Source organism: Streptomyces sp. NPDC051218 (assembly GCF_044455475.1).
Taxonomy (GTDB): Bacteria; Actinomycetota; Actinomycetes; order Streptomycetales; family Streptomycetaceae; genus Streptomyces.
Genome location: NZ_JBITEU010000001.1, coordinates 441,395 through 457,651, shown reverse-complemented (window position 1 = coordinate 457,651; position 16,257 = coordinate 441,395). Strand labels below are relative to the sequence as shown.

Here is a 16,257-nt window from a genome sequence, read left to right as displayed (position 1 = left end):
TTGACGATGGCCATAGTGTCGATGTGACGCGTTCGCCTCCGACGGGCCGCTGCCCCTCGCGACGGCATGTGCGAGCATGAAGGGACAGAGCCGAGAGACACAGCACTCGGCCCGGAATGAATCAGCGGCCCCGCCGGTTGCAACCGTCGGCAAGCAGTCTCCGTACAACCCGGGAGAGAAGCAGATGTCCGTATCGGACGAGACCACCACCGTGAGCGACGGCATCCTCCTGTCCGACGCCGCCGCGGGCAAGGTCAAGGGCCTTCTTGAGCAGGAGGGCCGGGACGACCTGGCGCTCCGCGTCGCCGTTCAGCCCGGCGGCTGCTCGGGCCTTCGCTACCAGCTGTTCTTCGACGAGCGTTCGCTCGACGGCGACGTCGTCAAGGACTTCGACGGCGTGAAGGTCGTGACCGACCGGATGAGCGCTCCTTACCTGGGCGGCGCCTCCATCGACTTCGTCGACACCATCGAGAAGCAGGGCTTCACGATCGACAACCCGAACGCCACGGGCTCCTGCGCCTGCGGCGACTCGTTCAGCTAAGCCTGTACGTAGCTGAGCCCGCACGTACGAAGGCGGCGGCCCCCGGAGTATTTCGGGGGCCGCCGCCTTTGTGTCAGCAGGGGGGCTACTTCCGCGGCACCGTCCCGCCGCCCGTCGCGTCCACGACCTTGCGGTCGCGGTCGCCGAGCGGCTCGTCGAGGGTCACGGTCTTGGTGAACTCCTTGGCCATGCTCACGCAGACCTCGCCCTTCTTGTGGGTCTCCGTCACCTTCACGCGCACGCTGTTCTTGCTCTCGTCGGCCGACGCCGAGTAGTCACTGCAGACGCCGCCCCAGAAGTGCACCGTCAGGGACGTGCCGTCCGCGCGGTAGGACTCGACGCGCGTGGCCGAGTCCTGCTTGCCCGCGCCCGGCTTCTCGCTGGGCGTCGCGGTGGGCGACGGCGTGCTCGGCGAGGTGAGGAACTTCGGCGCCACGGCCGGATGCGTCACCGTGAAGCTGTCCTTCGCGCCCTGCGGCCGTACATCGAACAGCCAGGCGGGGACGAGCGTCTGGCGGCCGTCCACGAAGTGCACCGCGAGCCCGAACGTCGCGTCCTTCACCGTGATCGGCCGCGGCTTAGGAGGCGCGGAGGACGGCTCCTCGCACGGCGCCTTCGTCCCCTCCTCGACCGCGGGGCCGCCGCCGTCGGAGCCGGCAGCCGTGTCACCCTTCGCGTGCGGCACCGCCGACGCGCACCCGCCGATGCCGACGCGGCCATCACCGGCGCCCGACTTGTTGAGCTGCTCCAGGGTCTTCCCCGCACTGATCACGGGGTACGTCGCACCCTTCTCCGGTGCCTTCAACTGGCCGCTGCCGCCGACCACTTGGCCGTCCGCGCCGACCTGGATGCCGGTCGACCAGCCGTACGTCGGCAGGCCGCCCACCTTCGGGTCGGCGTTCACCACTCGTACGCCGCCCATGAGTTGACCCGCGTCCAGCTTCGCGTCGTCCTGGCCCACGGCCTTCAGGATCGGCGCCGCGGCCTTCTTCGCCGCGCTCTCGCCGACCGCGTCACCCTCACCGTTGGGCGCGGTGGACGACCCCGACCCATCCGAACAGGGCTTGCCCTTCTGGCAGTTGTCGCTGCCGCCAGTGGCATACCGCGTGAACGTCCAGGTGCCCGGCGCCTCCTTGCCCACCTGGAGCGAGGGCCCCGAACCGTCCTTGGTGGGGCCGATCTTCCAGGCACCGTCCTTCGAGGCCGGCTTGCCCTCGATGCCCAGGGCCCTGGCCAGCTCGGTGACCTGGTCCTGGCTGACCGTGCCGCGCGCGTGGTACACGGCCGCCGAGCCGGGGCCGCCGGGCAGGTTGCCCTCGGCGCGGTAGGCGGCACCGTTCGGGTCGGGCTCTCCCGGGGCGATGCCGCCGGTGTCGCCGGTGCCGCCTTCCTGCCGGTCGCCGTCCGTGTGGCCGTCCAGGGCGAGGGGCGGGGGCGTGCCGCCGTCGCCGGCCGGGGAACTGCCGTTGCCGTCGCTGCCGCCTGAGGCGGTCGCGGCGAAGTAGGCGCCGCCGCCACCGACGAGCAGCACCGTGGCCGCCACCGACGCGACGGCAAGGCGAGAACGCCGCCGGGGCTGCTCGGCCGCGTCATGAACGGATCGGTCGGTGCTCACCGCATCGCTCCTTCGACTGCACTGCTGTCCCTGGAGACCCGTGTGCGGGCCTCGTTCGTACGCCGTCTCCCCTTTACGGGGGACAGCGGTGGGACGCAGCGGGGGAGCGCGCGGTTCCCTCGGCGCGCGCCGTTGCCCCTGCGCCGGTCGCGGACCGGCCCTCGCCTCAGTCGCCGTACTCGGACATGCCGTCGATCAGGCGGGCGGAGGCGGGCGGGACATCGACCCCATGGATCAGCGCGGGCGACACCGGGGCGGCCACGGCGACCGCGGGGGTCGCCCAGTGCGGGGCCATGCGGGCGCAGTCGCCGCGCAAGGTCTCCAGGGTCTCGGAGGGCAGCTCGACGGGACGCGTGGTGACGACATGCTTCGGGATAACGGCCATAACCGCACCGTACGCATCGCACACCTCGCGAAAAAAGCCCTACTAACGGGTAGTTTGGCCTCTTCAGTGACGGTGGCCTCACCCGGTAGCGTGAAGTGTCAACCCCTTGCCCACCCGTCTCCCACCACCGCCCTTGCAAGGTGCGCTTCGCGCGCCCCCCTTGATTCTCCACAGGAGCATGCCGTCGTGCGTATCGCAGTCACCGGCTCCATCGCCACCGACCACCTGATGACCTTCCCCGGCCGCTTCGCCGACCAACTGGTCGCGGATCAGCTGCACACGGTTTCTCTCTCTTTCCTGGTCGACGCCCTAGACGTACGCAGGGGAGGCGTCGCCGCCAACATCAGCTACGGCATGGGCCAGCTCGGAACCAAGCCGATCCTGGTCGGCGCGGCCGGCTCGGACTTCGGCGAGTACCGCGCCTGGCTCGACCGGCACGGCGTGGACACGGCATCGGTCCGCATCTCCGAGACGCTCCACACGGCCCGCTTCGTGTGCACCACGGACGCCGACCACAACCAGATCGGCTCCTTCTACACCGGCGCGATGAGCGAGGCCCGTCTCATCGAACTGAAGAACGTGGCCGACCGCGTGGGCGGCCTCGACCTGGTCCTCATCGGTGCGGACGACCCCGAGGCGATGATGCGCCACACCGAGGAGTGCCGCTCGCGCGAGATCCCCTTCGCCGCCGACTTCTCCCAGCAGATCGCGCGCATGGACGGCGAGGAGATCCGTACCCTCCTCTCCGGCGCCACGTACCTCTTCTCGAACGAGTACGAGAAGGGGCTCATCGAGTCCAAGACCGGCTGGACCGACGCCGAGATCCTCTCGAAGGTCGGCCACCGGGTGACGACCCTCGGCCCGCGCGGCGTGCGCATCGAGTCCCAGGGCCAGGACCCGATCGAGGTCGGCGTCCCCGAGGAGAAGGCGAAGATCGAGCCGACCGGTGTCGGTGACGCCTTCCGTGCGGGCTTCCTCTCGGGCCTGTCCTGGGGCGTCTCCCTGGAGCGCTCGGCGCAGCTCGGCTGCATGCTCGCCACCCTGGTCATCGAGAACGTCGGCACCCAGGAGTACGAGCTGCACCGCAGCGACTTCATGGACCGCTTCACCAAGGCGTACGGCCATGAGGCGGCGTCCGAGGTCCAGGTGCGGCTGGCCTAGTCAGGAGCTCCGGCGGACCACATAGGCAGAGCCGTGGTCCGCCGGCTCCTCGCCCACGTACTCCTGGCCCCGCATCTCGCACCACGCGGGGATGTCGAGCCGCGCGGCCTCGTCGTCGGCGAGGACCGTCACCGTGCCGCCCACCGGCACGTCCCCGATGACCTTCGCGAGTTCGATGACGGGCAGCGGGCAGCGCTTGCCGAGCGCGTCCACGACGAGGGAAGCCGATTCCGTGCGCGAAGCCGGTGCCACCGGGGCGCCCAGCTGCTCGCGTACGCCGGCCACCACCCCCGGCAGCACCTCCAGGAAACGCTCGACGTCAGCTTCCTGGGTCCCCCGTGGGAGTGACACCCGGACGTTCCCCTCGCTCAGCACGCCCATCGCTTTCAGGACATGGCTCGGGGTCAGTGTCGAGCTGGTGCAGGACGAGCCGGAGGAGACCGAGAAGCCGGCCCGGTCCAGCTCGTGCAGCACTGTCTCTCCGTCGACATAGAGACACGAGAAGGTCACCAGGTGGGGGAGGCGCCGCTCCGGATCGCCCACCACCTCCACGTCCGGCACGACACCGGGCACCCGCGCCCTGATCCGCTGCGTCAACTCCCGCAGCCGGGCGCCCTCATCGGCGGCCTCGGCCTGCACGGCACGGAGCGAGGCCGCCGCGGCGACCACGGCCGGAATGTTCTCGAAGCCGGGTGCGCGCCCCGACTCCCGCTCGTCGGCGGGCCCTTGCGCGGCGAACCGCACCCCCTTGCGCACGACGAGCAGCCCCACGCCAGAGGGCCCGCCCCACTTGTGGGCACTCGCGGCGAGCAGCGACCAGTCCCCGCCCACCCGGCCCCACGGAAGGGACTGCGCCGCGTCCACCAGGAGCGGCACCCCGGCGGCGCGACACGCCGAGGCGACATCGGCCACCGGCTGCTCGGTGCCCACCTCGTGGTTGGCGGACTGGAGGCAGGCGAGGGCCGTGTCGGGGCGCAGAGCGGCGGCATACGCGGCCGTGGACACCGCGCCGGACCGCTCCACCGGGATCTCCGTCACCGCGCCCCCGTCGGCTTCGAGGGACGCCGCCGCGTGGAGCACCGAAGAGTGTTCGACCGCCGACACCACCAGATGCCGCCCGACACGCCGACGCCCCGCGAGCGCCCCGGCAATTCCGGAGTGCACGGCCTGCGTACCCGAAGAGGTGAAGGAGAGCTCGTCCGGGCGGCAGCCCACCGCGTCGGCGGCGGCCTCCCGGGCGGCATCGAGCAGCAGCCTGGCCCGCCGCCCCTCGCGATAGAGCCGAGCGGGATCGGCCCACCCCTCGTCGAGCGAGGCCTGCAGCGCCTGGCGGGCCACGGGGTGCAGGGGAGCGGAGGAAGCGACATCGAAGTAGGACACACGGCAACGCTAAAGCGTGCGCCGCGGGGAGCGCCCGTAAGGGGGCGCGGGGAACTGCGCGACAAGCCACGAAGGCCCCGCAGTCGCGGACGAGGCGGTTCCGCGGCCCGGCGGGCGCCCGACCCACCGTCAGAAAGGGGTGAACGGCAGGGGGTCCCCCCCTTCGGAGTGACCCGCGGCGCGTTAGGCACCCTCCCCGCGCGACCCCAAATAGCGTCCAGTAAGGTTTGGCCCGCATAAACATCCAAACCCCTGCCCGCCGCAGGGCGGCGACCGACGACCGAGAAGGCCGCACCCGACCGCGCGGGCCGAGACTCTCGGGAAGGCGCTACGTGAGTCCCAACGGCTCCGACCGCTCGTCGCGGCGCCCGATGCGGCGGAAGCTGCCGCAGGTGCTGACTGCGGGCCTGATCTTGGCAACCGCTACCGGTTGCACATACAAGGACTTTCCCCGCCTTGGTATGCCCACCCCCGTAACGGAAGAGGCTCCCCGGATCCTCTCCCTCTGGCAGGGCTCGTGGGCGGCAGCGCTCGCCACGGGCGTGCTGGTCTGGGGTCTGATCCTGTGGAGTGTGATCTTCCACCGGCGCAGCCGCACCAAGGTGGAGGTACCTCCGCAGACGCGTTACAACATGCCCATCGAGGCGCTCTACACGGTGGTGCCTCTCATCATCGTCTCCGTGCTCTTCTACTTCACGGCACGCGATGAGACGAAGCTCCTCCACCTGGACAAGAAGCCGACTCACACGGTCAACGTGGTCGGCTACCAGTGGAGCTGGGGCTTCAACTACATCGAGGACGTGCCGGGCTCCAACAAGGGTGACGCGAAGACGGCCAAGGAACTGGAGGCCATCCCGGACAAGTTCCGTGATGCGTTCCCGGCCAACGCCGGCGGCGTCTACGACGTCGGTACCCCCGGCCAGCGGAACCCGCAGAACGGCAACCCCGGTCCGACCCTCTGGCTCCCCAAGGGCGAGAAGGTCCGGTTCGTACTGACTTCGCGTGACGTCATCCACTCCTTCTGGGTGGTGCCGTTCCTCATGAAGCAGGACGTGATCCCGGGCCACACGAACGCCTTCGAGGTGACTCCCAACAAGGAGGGCACCTTCATGGGCAAGTGCGCCGAGCTCTGCGGTGTCGACCACTCCCGGATGCTCTTCAACGTCAAGGTCGTTTCCCCCGAGCGCTACCAGAAGCACCTCGAGGACCTGGCGAAGAAGAACCAGACCGGTTACATCCCGGCCGGCATCGAGCAGACGAAGCACGAGAAGAACCGGGAGACGAACAACCTGTGAGCATCCTCAACGAACCTCAGGGTGCCGCGGCAGCAGAAGACTCGTACGAGAACGAGCTGCCGGTACGGCGCAAGCAGCCGGGCAACGTGGTGATCAAGTGGTTGACGACCACCGACCACAAGACGATCGGCACGCTCTACCTGGTCACGTCGTTCGCGTTCTTCTGCATCGGCGGCGTGATGGCGCTCTTCATGCGCGCCGAACTCGCTCGTCCCGGCTCGCAGCTCATGTCGAACGAGCAGTTCAACCAGGCGTTCACGATGCACGGCACGATCATGCTGCTGATGTTCGCGACGCCGCTGTTCGCCGGATTCGCCAACTGGATCATGCCGCTGCAGATCGGCGCGCCCGACGTGGCGTTCCCGCGGCTGAACATGTTCGCGTACTGGCTGTACCTCTTCGGCTCGCTCATCGCGGTGGGCGGCTTCCTCACCCCGCAGGGTGCGGCCGACTTCGGCTGGTTCGCCTACTCCCCGCTGTCGGATGCCGTCCGTTCGCCGGGCATCGGCGCCGACATGTGGATCATGGGTCTGGCCTTCTCCGGCTTCGGCACGATCCTCGGCTCGGTCAACTTCATCACCACGATCATCTGCATGCGCGCACCTGGCATGACGATGTTCCGGATGCCGATCTTCGTGTGGAACGTCCTGCTGACCGCGGTTCTGGTCCTGCTGGCCTTCCCGGTGCTCGCCGCCGCGCTGTTCGCCCTGGAGGCGGACCGTAAATTCGGTGCGCATATCTTCGACGCGTCCAATGGCGGCGCGCTGCTATGGCAACACCTCTTCTGGTTCTTCGGCCATCCAGAGGTGTACATCATCGCGTTGCCATTCTTCGGAATCATTTCCGAGGTCATCCCGGTCTTCTCCCGCAAGCCGATGTTCGGCTACATGGGCCTGATCGGCGCGACGATCGCCATCGCGGGTCTCTCCGTGACCGTGTGGGCGCACCACATGTACGTCACAGGCGGCGTGCTCCTACCGTTCTTCTCCTTCATGACGTTCCTGATCGCCGTGCCAACGGGCGTGAAGTTCTTCAACTGGATCGGAACGATGTGGAAGGGCTCACTGAGTTTCGAGACACCGATGCTCTGGGCCGTCGGCTTCCTGATCACCTTCACCTTCGGTGGTCTGACCGGCGTCATCCTGGCCTCGCCGCCGATGGACTTCCACGTCTCCGACTCGTACTTCGTGGTCGCGCACTTCCACTACGTCGTCTTCGGCACCGTGGTCTTCGCGATGTTCTCCGGCTTCCACTTCTGGTGGCCGAAGTTCACCGGCAAGATGCTGGACGAGCGGCTCGGCAAGATCACGTTCTGGACGCTGTTCATCGGCTTCCACGGCACGTTCCTGGTGCAGCACTGGCTGGGCGCCGAGGGCATGCCGCGTCGTTACGCGGACTACCTCGCCGCCGACGGTTTCACCGCCCTGAACACGATCTCGACGATCTCGTCGTTCCTGCTCGGTCTGTCGATCCTGCCGTTCTTCTACAACATCTGGAAGACGGCCAAGTACGGCAAGAAGATCGAGGTCGACGACCCGTGGGGCTACGGCCGTTCGCTCGAGTGGGCGACGTCCTGCCCGCCGCCGCGGCACAACTTCCTCACCCTGCCGCGGATCCGTTCCGAATCCCCGGCGTTCGACCTGCATCACCCTGAGATCGCGGCTCTCGACCAGCTCGAGAACGCCGGGCAGAAGGACACCGCACTGTTCGGCGGCGACAAGGAGGCCGCGAAGTGAAGATCCAGGGCAAGATGTTCATCTGGCTGAGCGTCTTCGTGCTCGTCATGGCGATCGTCTACGGCTGGTGGTCCAAGGAGCCGGCGGGTACGACCGCGCTGTTCCTGGCGTTCGGCCTGTGCATCATGATCGGCTACTACCTGGCCTTCACGGCCCGGCGTGTCGACGCGGCCGCACAGGACAACAAGGAGGCCGACGTAGCGGACGAGGCCGGCGAGGTGGGCTTCTTCAGCCCGCACAGCTGGCAGCCGCTCTCGCTGGGCATCGGCGGCGCGCTCGCCTTCCTGGGTGTCGTCTTCGGCTGGTGGCTGCTGTACTTCTCGGCCCCCATCCTGATGATCGGCCTCTTCGGCTGGGTCTTCGAGTACTACCGGGGCGAGAACCAGACCCAGTGAGTCTGTGATTCCCCGCTCCACCGAAGGGCCCGGACACTCCGTCAGGAGAGTCCGGGCCCTTCGGCGTGTCACGCTTGACACTCGTACGGGTCACCCGACGCGCCGGAGCCGATGAACCTTCATACCGTGTGTTCATGAGCCACTCACCGCGAATCCGCACGGTACTGAGCTGCACCACGCTGGTGGCCGCCCTCGGGGTGGGAACCACGGCGTGCGGCAGCTCCGACGGCCACCCGCTCTCGGCGAAGCCGTACGACGCGGCGGGCCAGATCGCCTTCAACGGCCCTGTGGGCAGTCAGAAGGCGGATCCGGACAAGCCCCTGGAGGTCACCGCCCAGGGCGAGGACGGGCGCATCACCGATGTGACGGCCACCGACGCGATGGGGCGGTACGTGGCGGGTGAACTCGCCGCCGACGGCGCGCGTTGGCAGAGCACGGCGCCGCTCGCGGCGGGCGCGCACTACACGGTGCGGGTGAGCACCGAGGACGACGAGGGCGCGCCGGGCCGCAAGGTCATGACGTTCGACACGAACACGGCGGAGAAGAAGAAGCGCCTGGACGTCACCTTCGGCCCCGAATCGGGGAAGTACGGCGTGGGCCAGCCGGTCACGGCCAAGCTCAGCGCCAAGGTGAAGGACAAGAAGGCCAGGACCATCGTGGAGCGCTCGCTGAAGGTCGAGTCGCAGCCCGCCACGGAGGGCGTGTGGCACTGGGTGGACAGCGAGACGCTGCACTACCGCCCCAAGGAGTACTGGCCCACGGGCGCGACCATCAACGTCCGGAGCAATCTCGAGGGCATCAAGGTCCGCGACCGGCTCTGGGGCGGCACCGCCAAGCCGCTGAAGCTGACCATCGGTGACCGCATCGAGGCCGTGACGGACGCCGGTTCGCACTACATGACGGTCTACCGCAACGGCGAGGAGATCAACTCCATGCCGGTGACGACGGGCAAGCCCGGCTACTCCACCCGCAACGGCGTCAAGGTCGTGCTGGGCAAGGAGTACTCCGTACGTATGACCAGTGCCAGCATCGGCGCATCGGACTTCTACGACAAGCAGGTCTACTACGCGACCCGGGTCACCGACTCCGGTGAGTACGTGCACGCCGCCCCCTGGTCGGCCGGCTCGCACGGCAACGCGAACACCAGCCACGGCTGCACCGGCATGAGCACCGACAACGCCGCGTGGTTCTTCGAGACCGTCCGGCAGGGCGACATCGTGCGGGTCGTCAACAGCTCCGGCGCCGACATGGACCCGTTCGGCAACGGCTTCGGCGACTGGAACGTCGGGTGGAAGGACTGGCGGGACGGCAGCGCCCTGTTGGGCGGGGTCAAGAAGGGCCCCACGGTCCTCGACGCGGCCCGATTGCGGCCGCAGGTCTGACAGCTCCCCGACCGCTTTGCGGAGAGCACAGAACAGCGCAGAAGGCCCCGCGTGAGGACGCGGGGCCTTCTGCCGTGGCGTCAGGCCTGCACGGCCAGCCTGTCGCGCAGCAGAGCGGCCAGGGAGTCCGCGAACTCGACCGGATCGACCGGAAGGGTCACGGCCGCCTCGGCGCGGCTCCAGGTGGCCAGCCAGGCGTCCTGCGGGCGTCCCATGAGCAGGAGCACGGGCGGGCACCGGAAGATCTCGTCCTTGAGCTGGCGGCAGACTCCCATGCCGCCGATGGGCGTGGCCTCGCCGTCCAGTACGCAGACGTCGACGCCGCCCCGGTCGAGTTCCTTCAGCACGGCGGGCAGCGTCGCGCACTCGATGAACTCGACCGCGGGGACGTCTGCCGCCGGCCTGCGTCCGGTGGCCAACCGGACCTGCTCGCGGGTGCTCGCGTTGTCGCTGTAGACCAGCACCGTGGCGGTCGGCTGCATTGTTCCTCCGCTTCGTTGAGGGGCTCTCGGCCAGGGACCGATGCGCGGATGCTACTCCTCCGGACACCCCGTCAACAGCGGTTCGGACAGCCCTTCGATGGGCCATACGGGCAGGACACACCCCGCAGACACTCCGAACGGCACCCCCCGGGGTGAGGGCGGGATAAGCGACCGACATAATGTCGGTCGTGGCGACAGCAACGACAGTAGATACCGGGCACGCGCACCCGCCGGTCAATCGGCCGAACCTCACCAGCGTCGGAACCATCATTTGGTTGAGTTCCGAGCTGATGTTCTTCGCGGCCCTCTTCGCGATGTACTTCACCCTGCGATCGGTGACAGGTCCTGAGCACTGGAAGGAAATGGCGTCCGCGCTGAACTTCCCGTTCTCGGCGACGAACACCACGATCCTGGTGCTCTCCTCCCTCACCTGTCAGCTCGGCGTCTTCGCCGCCGAGCGCGGTGACGTGAAGAAGCTCCGGATGTGGTTCATCGTCACCTTCATCATGGGTGCCGTCTTTATCGGCGGTCAGGTGTACGAGTACACCGAGCTGGTCAAGCACGAGGGCCTCTCGCTCTCGTCCGACCCGTACGGCTCGGCCTTCTACCTGACCACCGGCTTCCATGGCATGCACGTGACGGGCGGTCTCATCGCCTTCCTGCTGGTCCTCGGCAGGACGTACGCGGCCAAGAGGTTCACCCATGAGCAGGCGACCGCAGCCATCGTCGTGTCCTACTACTGGCACTTCGTCGATGTTGTCTGGATCGGTCTCTTTGCCACGATCTACATGATCAAGTAAACGGGGCCGGGCCCGGACGGGCCCGACGTTCCGACTCATTCCAGAAGCATCGACGCAGAAGATCCTGACACCGGGGTAATCCGTGAAAAAGCTCTCCGCACGACGACGCCACCCGCTGGCGGCGGTCGTCGTACTACTCCTCGCGCTGGCGGCCACCGGGGGGCTGTACGCCGCGTTCGCACCCGCGGACAAGGCGCAGGCCGACGACACCGCCCAGTCCCTCGCCATCGACGAGGGCAAGAAGTTGTACTCCGTGGGCTGCTCAAGCTGCCACGGAACCGGCGGTCAGGGGTCCTCCGACGGTCCTAGCCTGGTGGGCGTCGGCGCAGCCGCCGTCGACTTCCAGGTCAGCACCGGCCGCATGCCGCTCCAGCAGCCGGGCGCCCAGGCGCCGAAGAAGAAGGCCATCTACAACCAGGCCGAGATCGACCAGCTCGCGGCGTACATCGCCTCGTTGGGCGCGGGCCCGACCGTCCCCACCGAGAAGCAGTACAGCCCGGACGGCGCGGACATCGCCAAGGGTGGCGAGCTGTTCCGCACCAACTGCGCGCAGTGCCACAACTTCACCGGTGAGGGCGGCGCGTTGACGAAGGGCAAGTTCGCCCCCACGTTGGAGGATGTCTCCCCGAAGCACATCTACGAGGCCATGCAGACCGGCCCGCAGAACATGCCGTCCTTCCCCGACACGGTGATGCCGGAGAAGAACAAGAAGGACATCATCGCGTACCTCGACGCGGTCAACGGCGAAGAGACCGAGAGCCCTGGCGGTCTCAACCTGGGTGGCCTGGGTCCGGTCAGTGAAGGCCTGTTCGGCTGGATCTTCGGTCTCGGCTCGCTGATCGCGGTCGCCGTGTGGGTCGCCGCTCGGACCGCAAAGGCCAAGAAGTCATGAGTAGCCAAGAGAAATCAGAAGAGAACCTGCCCAGCACGCAGGAGACCGAGCACGGCTCGGTAGCGGTGAAGGACGAGAATCCGTTCGCCGACCCGGGGCTGCCGCCCCATGAGCACCGTGTGCAGGACATCGACGAGCGGGCCGCCAAGCGGTCCGAGCGTGCGGTCGCCTTCCTGTTCACCCTGTCGATGCTCGCCACGATCGGCTTCATCGCCTCGTTCGTGTCGTTCCCCGTCGACAAGAGCTTCTACATCTGGCCGATCGGTCACATCAGCGCGCTGAACTTCGCCCTGGGCATGACCCTGGGTCTGGCGCTCTTCTGCATCGGCGCGGGCGCGGTCCACTGGGCCCGCACCCTGATGTCCGACGTGGAGGTCGCCGACGAACGGCACCCCATCGAGGCCGAGCCCGAGGTCAAGGCCAAGGTCATGGCCGACTTCAAGGCCGGTGCCACGGAGTCGCAGTTCGGCCGGCGCAAGCTGATCCGCAACACGATGTTCGGCGCGCTCGCCATGGTTCCGCTCTCCGGCGTCATCCTGCTGCGCGACCTCGGTCCGCTGCCCGAGGACAAGCTGCGGCACACGCTGTGGGCCAAGGGCAAGCTGCTCGTGAACATGAACACGAACGAGCCGCTGCGCCCGTCGGACGTGGCGGTCGGTTCGCTGACCTTCGCCAAGCCCGAGGGCCTGGAGGAGCACGACCACGACTTCCAGAAGGAGATCGCCAAGGCGGCCCTGATGATCGTCCGGATCCAGCCGGAGAACATCAAGGACAAGCAGGAGCTCGAGTGGTCGCACGACGGTGTCGTCGCGTACTCCAAGATCTGCACCCACGTCGGCTGCCCGATCTCCCTGTACGAGCAGCAGACGCACCACGTCCTCTGCCCGTGCCACCAGTCCACCTTCGACCTCTCCGACGGTGCCCGAGTGATCTTCGGCCCGGCCGGTCACGCGCTGCCGCAGCTGCGCATCGGCGTGAACGAAGAGGGCTACCTCGAGGCGCTCGGCGACTTCGCTGAGCCCGTCGGTCCTGCTTTCTGGGAGCGCGGATGAGCACTACGACGACGGATACGCGTAAGAAGGAGGCGCCCGCAGGTGAGCGGGTCGCCGACTGGGCCGACGGACGACTGGGGATCTACTCCCTGGCCAAGGCCAACATGCGCAAGATCTTCCCGGACCACTGGTCCTTCATGCTCGGTGAGATCTGCCTCTACAGCTTCATCATCATCATCCTCACGGGTGTGTACCTGACCCTGTTCTTCCACCCGTCGATGAACGAGGTGGAGTACCACGGCAGTTACATCCCGCTGCAGGGCCAGCTGATGTCCGAGGCCTTCAACTCGACCATGCACATCAGCTTCGATGTGCGCGGTGGTCTGCTGATCCGGCAGATCCACCACTGGGCGGCGCTGATCTTCCTCGCGGCGATGTTCGTGCACATGATGCGCGTCTTCTTCACGGGTGCCTTCCGCAAGCCCCGCGAGGTCAACTGGGTCTTCGGCTTCCTGCTGTTCGTCCTGGGCATGTTCACCGGCTTCACCGGTTACTCGCTCCCTGACGACCTGCTCTCCGGTACCGGTGTGCGCTTCATGCAGGGCGCGATCCTGTCCGTGCCGATCGTGGGCACGTACCTGTCGATGTTCCTGTTCGGCGGGGAGTTCCCCGGCGGCGACTTCGTGGCCCGGTTCTACTCGGTGCACATCCTGCTGCTGCCGGGCATCATGCTCGGGCTCGTGGTGGCGCACCTGATCCTGGTCTTCTACCACAAGCACACGCAGTTCGCGGGTCCCGGCAAGACGAACAAGAACGTCGTCGGCATGCCGCTGCTGCCCGTCTACATGGCGAAGGCCGGAGGCTTCTTCTTCCTGGTCTTCGGTGTGATCGCGGCCATCTCGGCGATCGCGACGATCAACCCGATCTGGGCGCTCGGTCCCTACCGTCCCGACCAGGTCTCCACCGGAGCCCAGCCCGACTGGTACATGGGCTTCTCCGAGGGTCTGATCCGTGTCATGCCGGGCTGGGAGATCAACCTTTGGGGTCACACGCTCGTCCTGGGTGTGTTCATCCCGCTGATCATCTTCCCGCTGGTCCTGGTCGCGATCGCGGTCTACCCGTTCATCGAGTCCTGGGTCACCGGGGACAAGCGCGAGCACCACATCCTGGACCGCCCGCGCAACGTCCCGACCCGTACGGGCTTCGGCGTCGCGTGGATCACCTGGTACATGGTGCTGCTCGTCGGTGGTGGAAACGACCTCTGGGCCACGCACTTCCACCTGTCGATCAACTCGATCACCTGGTTCGTGCGCATCGCCTTCTTCGTGGCACCGGTCCTCGCCTTCGTCATCACCAAGCGGATCTGCCTGGGTCTGCAGCGGCGTGACAAGGAGAAGGTCCTGCACGGCCGCGAGTCGGGCATCATCAAGCGCCTGCCGCACGGTGAGTTCATCGAGGTCCACGAGCCGCTCAACCAGGAGCAGCTGCACACGCTCACCGCGCACGAGCAGTACGCGCCGCTCGAGATCGGTCCCGCGGTCGACGAGAACGGCGTCGAGCGCAAGGTGTCCGGTTCGCAGAAGCTCCGGGCCAAGCTCAGCAAGGGCTACTACGGGGAGGACAACCAGATCCCCAAGCCCACCACCGAGGAGTACAAGGAGATCACCAGCGGCCACGGCCACCACTGATCACCTGAGACTCTGACAAGGTCGCCACGGCGAGAGCCCCGTCCATGCGTTCCACTGCATGGACGGGGCTCTTTGCCGTCCCCGGGGCTGGATAAGGTGTTCCTGTCCCATGCCTAGACGAACCCAGGAGCGGCAGATGAGCGCTGTGACCCCCGCAGGAGGCAACACCGCGGCGGCCCGTTCCTGGCCGGGTGTGCTGAACGGACTGCTCGAGGGACGTGACCAGAGCACCGATGACACGGCCTGGGCCATGGACCGCATCATGCGCGGCGAGGCGACCGACGCGCAGATCGCGGGCTTCGTCGTCGCCCTGCGGGCCAAGGGCGAGACCGTGGAGGAGATCTCCGGCCTCGTCCGCACGATGTACGAGCACGCCAACGTGATCGAGGTACCCGGGCAGACCGTCGACATCGTCGGCACCGGCGGTGACGGCGCCAAGACCGTCAACATCTCCACGATGTCCGCGATCGTGGCCGCCGGCGCGGGCGCCAAGGTCGTCAAGCACGGCAACCGCGCGGCCTCCAGCGCCTCGGGAGCCTCCGACGTCCTGGAGAAGCTCGGGGTGAACCTGGAGCTGCCGCTGAAGCGGGTCGTCGAGGTGGCCGAGGAAGCCGGGATCACCTTCTGCTTCGCCGTGAAGTTCCACCCGGCGCTGCGGCACGCCGGCGGGGCGCGCAGCCAGCTGGGCATCCGGACCGTCTTCAACGCCCTCGGGCCGCTCACCAACCCGGCCAAGGTGCGGGCCCAGGCGGTCGGGGTCGCCGACCCCCGGATGGCGCCGATCGTGGCCGGGGTCTTCGCAGAGCGCGGGAACTCCTCCCTCGTCTTCCGCGGTGACGACGGCCTCGACGAGCTGACGACCACCTCGACCTCCCGGGTCTGGGTCGTGCGCGACGGCTCCGTGCGCGAGGAGGCCTTCGACCCGCGGGACGTCGGCATCGACCTCGTCCCCGTGGAGGCGCTGCGGGGCGCGGACGCCTCGTACAACGCCGAGGTGGCGCTGCGCCTCCTCGACGGTGAGAAGGGGCCGGTCCGGGACGCCGTACTGCTGAACACGGCGGCCGCCCTGGTGGCGCTGTCGCCGGGCGAGGGGACCCTCGTGGAGCAGATCGGCGCCGGGATCGCGAAGGCGGCGCAGGCCATCGACTCCGGAGCCGCGAAGAAGGCCCTGGAGCTGTGGGTGGCGGCCAGCAACAGGTGAGTGTGGTGCCCACCGCAGTCCGGATGCCGGACTGCGGTGGGCACCGAGAAGATCGTGTGGCAAGATGCTGCGCAGGTCATGAGTGACAGCGATTAGGCCCCGGCTCGCTGTCCGGCAACCCTCCGTCCGTGGCGGGGTGCCCCGGGTGAAGACCAGGCCGTGGACAGCAAGGTCCATGGCAAGCGCGGACCCCTGGACATCGGTGAATGTCCGCCCCTGGGGTCCTGGTCCTCAAGGGAGCAGTCTCGTGAGCAAGCGAATGCGATAGGGCTTTCCGGCCCCTTTTCCGCACCCCCCTTTTTCTTCGTCACT

At 67.8% G+C, this 16,257-nt stretch carries 15 protein-coding genes and 1 riboswitch; of the genes, 11 read left to right on the top strand and 4 right to left on the bottom strand.

The genetic code is table 11. From position 1 onward, the window contains the following. The first annotated feature begins 184 nt into the window (after window positions 1–184). Window positions 185–541: an iron-sulfur cluster assembly accessory protein gene (locus ACIBCK_RS02145; RefSeq protein WP_249590357.1), complete on the top strand. Its 357-nt coding sequence runs from the start codon at window positions 185–187 to the stop codon at window positions 539–541. An 85-nt stretch (window positions 542–626) separates the two neighbouring features. Here ACIBCK_RS02145 and ACIBCK_RS02140 read toward each other — a convergent pair whose 3' ends face one another. Then, on the bottom strand, window positions 627–2,156 hold the full coding sequence (locus tag ACIBCK_RS02140; protein ID WP_399386162.1) for a hypothetical protein: 1,530 nt from the start codon (window positions 2,154–2,156) through the stop codon (window positions 627–629). 166 nt (window positions 2,157–2,322) lie between these two features. Then, a complete protein-coding gene (locus ACIBCK_RS02135) occupies window positions 2,323–2,541 on the bottom strand; it encodes a hypothetical protein (protein ID WP_399386161.1) in 219 nt (72 codons plus the stop codon). Window positions 2,542–2,727: 186 nt separating this feature from the next. Between ACIBCK_RS02135 and ACIBCK_RS02130 the strand changes: the two genes are divergently transcribed. Then, the gene (locus ACIBCK_RS02130; RefSeq protein WP_399386160.1) at window positions 2,728–3,702 is read left to right on the top strand and encodes a carbohydrate kinase family protein; all 975 of its coding nucleotides are present in this window, start codon (window positions 2,728–2,730) and stop codon (window positions 3,700–3,702) included. Here the strand turns inward: ACIBCK_RS02130 and ACIBCK_RS02125 are convergent, their stop codons facing one another. After that, window positions 3,703–5,082 carry a cysteine desulfurase/sulfurtransferase TusA family protein gene (locus tag ACIBCK_RS02125; protein ID WP_399386159.1) on the bottom strand — a complete coding sequence of 460 codons (1,380 nt, stop codon included), beginning with the start codon at window positions 5,080–5,082 and terminating at the stop codon, window positions 3,703–3,705. A 332-nt stretch (window positions 5,083–5,414) separates the two neighbouring features. Between ACIBCK_RS02125 and coxB the strand changes: the two genes are divergently transcribed. The 4 genes from coxB to ACIBCK_RS02105 all read left to right on the top strand — a co-directional run bounded on the left by coxB (window position 5,415) and on the right by ACIBCK_RS02105 (window position 9,890). After that, window positions 5,415–6,377 (top strand): cytochrome c oxidase subunit II, encoded by a 963-nt coding sequence (gene coxB, locus ACIBCK_RS02120; RefSeq protein ID WP_399386158.1) that lies wholly within the window; start codon window positions 5,415–5,417, stop codon window positions 6,375–6,377. Beyond that, window positions 6,374–8,113 carry a cytochrome c oxidase subunit I gene (gene ctaD, locus ACIBCK_RS02115; RefSeq protein ID WP_367041102.1) on the top strand — a complete coding sequence of 580 codons (1,740 nt, stop codon included), beginning with the start codon at window positions 6,374–6,376 and terminating at the stop codon, window positions 8,111–8,113. The genes coxB and ctaD overlap by 4 nt, the downstream gene beginning before the upstream one ends. Then, a complete protein-coding gene (locus ACIBCK_RS02110) occupies window positions 8,110–8,508 on the top strand; it encodes a cytochrome c oxidase subunit 4 (RefSeq protein ID WP_399386157.1) in 399 nt (132 codons plus the stop codon). Before ctaD ends, ACIBCK_RS02110 begins: the two co-directional genes overlap by 4 nt. 134 nt (window positions 8,509–8,642) lie before the next feature. Then, window positions 8,643–9,890 carry an Ig-like domain-containing protein gene (locus ACIBCK_RS02105; RefSeq protein WP_399386156.1) on the top strand — a complete coding sequence of 416 codons (1,248 nt, stop codon included), beginning with the start codon at window positions 8,643–8,645 and terminating at the stop codon, window positions 9,888–9,890. 80 nt (window positions 9,891–9,970) lie between these two features. Here ACIBCK_RS02105 and ACIBCK_RS02100 read toward each other — a convergent pair whose 3' ends face one another. Further along, window positions 9,971–10,372, bottom strand: coding sequence for a hypothetical protein (locus ACIBCK_RS02100; protein WP_399386155.1), 402 nt, complete (start codon window positions 10,370–10,372; stop codon window positions 9,971–9,973). Window positions 10,373–10,551: 179 nt separating this feature from the next. On the opposite strand from ACIBCK_RS02100, the gene ACIBCK_RS02095 reads away from it, so the two are divergent. From ACIBCK_RS02095 to trpD, 5 genes are all read left to right on the top strand, one after another. Continuing rightward, entirely contained in the window at window positions 10,552–11,172 is a 621-nt protein-coding gene (locus ACIBCK_RS02095) for a heme-copper oxidase subunit III (RefSeq protein ID WP_367041094.1), read from the top strand. Window positions 11,173–11,254: 82 nt separating this feature from the next. Next, window positions 11,255–12,064, top strand: a complete 810-nt coding sequence (locus ACIBCK_RS02090) for a c-type cytochrome (protein ID WP_399386154.1) — start codon at window positions 11,255–11,257, stop codon at window positions 12,062–12,064. Beyond that, window positions 12,061–13,116 (top strand): Rieske 2Fe-2S domain-containing protein, encoded by a 1,056-nt coding sequence (locus ACIBCK_RS02085; protein WP_399386153.1) that lies wholly within the window; start codon window positions 12,061–12,063, stop codon window positions 13,114–13,116. Before ACIBCK_RS02090 ends, ACIBCK_RS02085 begins: the two co-directional genes overlap by 4 nt. Beyond that, a complete protein-coding gene (locus tag ACIBCK_RS02080) occupies window positions 13,113–14,744 on the top strand; it encodes a cytochrome bc complex cytochrome b subunit (RefSeq protein ID WP_399386152.1) in 1,632 nt (543 codons plus the stop codon). The genes ACIBCK_RS02085 and ACIBCK_RS02080 overlap by 4 nt, the downstream gene beginning before the upstream one ends. A gap of 136 nt (window positions 14,745–14,880) precedes the next feature. Beyond that, window positions 14,881–15,945, top strand: a complete 1,065-nt coding sequence (trpD, locus tag ACIBCK_RS02075) for an anthranilate phosphoribosyltransferase (protein WP_367048940.1) — start codon at window positions 14,881–14,883, stop codon at window positions 15,943–15,945. Window positions 15,946–16,019: 74 nt separating this feature from the next. Beyond that, window positions 16,020–16,136, top strand: a riboswitch (SAM riboswitch). Window positions 16,137–16,257 lie beyond the last annotated feature (121 nt).

Bases quoted from the DNA above. Each gene is read 5' to 3' on its own strand.
- ACIBCK_RS02145 (WP_249590357.1), top strand. From the start codon at position 185: ATGTCCGTATCGGACGAGACCACCACCGTGAGCGACGGCATCCTCCTG.
- ACIBCK_RS02135 (WP_399386161.1), bottom strand. From the start codon at position 2,541: ATGGCCGTTATCCCGAAGCATGTCGTCACCACGCGTCCCGTCGAGCTG.
- ACIBCK_RS02105 (WP_399386156.1), top strand. From the start codon at position 8,643: ATGAGCCACTCACCGCGAATCCGCACGGTACTGAGCTGCACCACGCTG.
- ACIBCK_RS02100 (WP_399386155.1), bottom strand. From the start codon at position 10,372: ATGCAGCCGACCGCCACGGTGCTGGTCTACAGCGACAACGCGAGCACC.
- ACIBCK_RS02095 (WP_367041094.1), top strand. From the start codon at position 10,552: ATGTCGGTCGTGGCGACAGCAACGACAGTAGATACCGGGCACGCGCAC.
- ACIBCK_RS02085 (WP_399386153.1), top strand. From the start codon at position 12,061: ATGAGTAGCCAAGAGAAATCAGAAGAGAACCTGCCCAGCACGCAGGAG.
- ACIBCK_RS02080 (WP_399386152.1), top strand. From the start codon at position 13,113: ATGAGCACTACGACGACGGATACGCGTAAGAAGGAGGCGCCCGCAGGT.
- trpD (WP_367048940.1), top strand. From the start codon at position 14,881: ATGAGCGCTGTGACCCCCGCAGGAGGCAACACCGCGGCGGCCCGTTCC.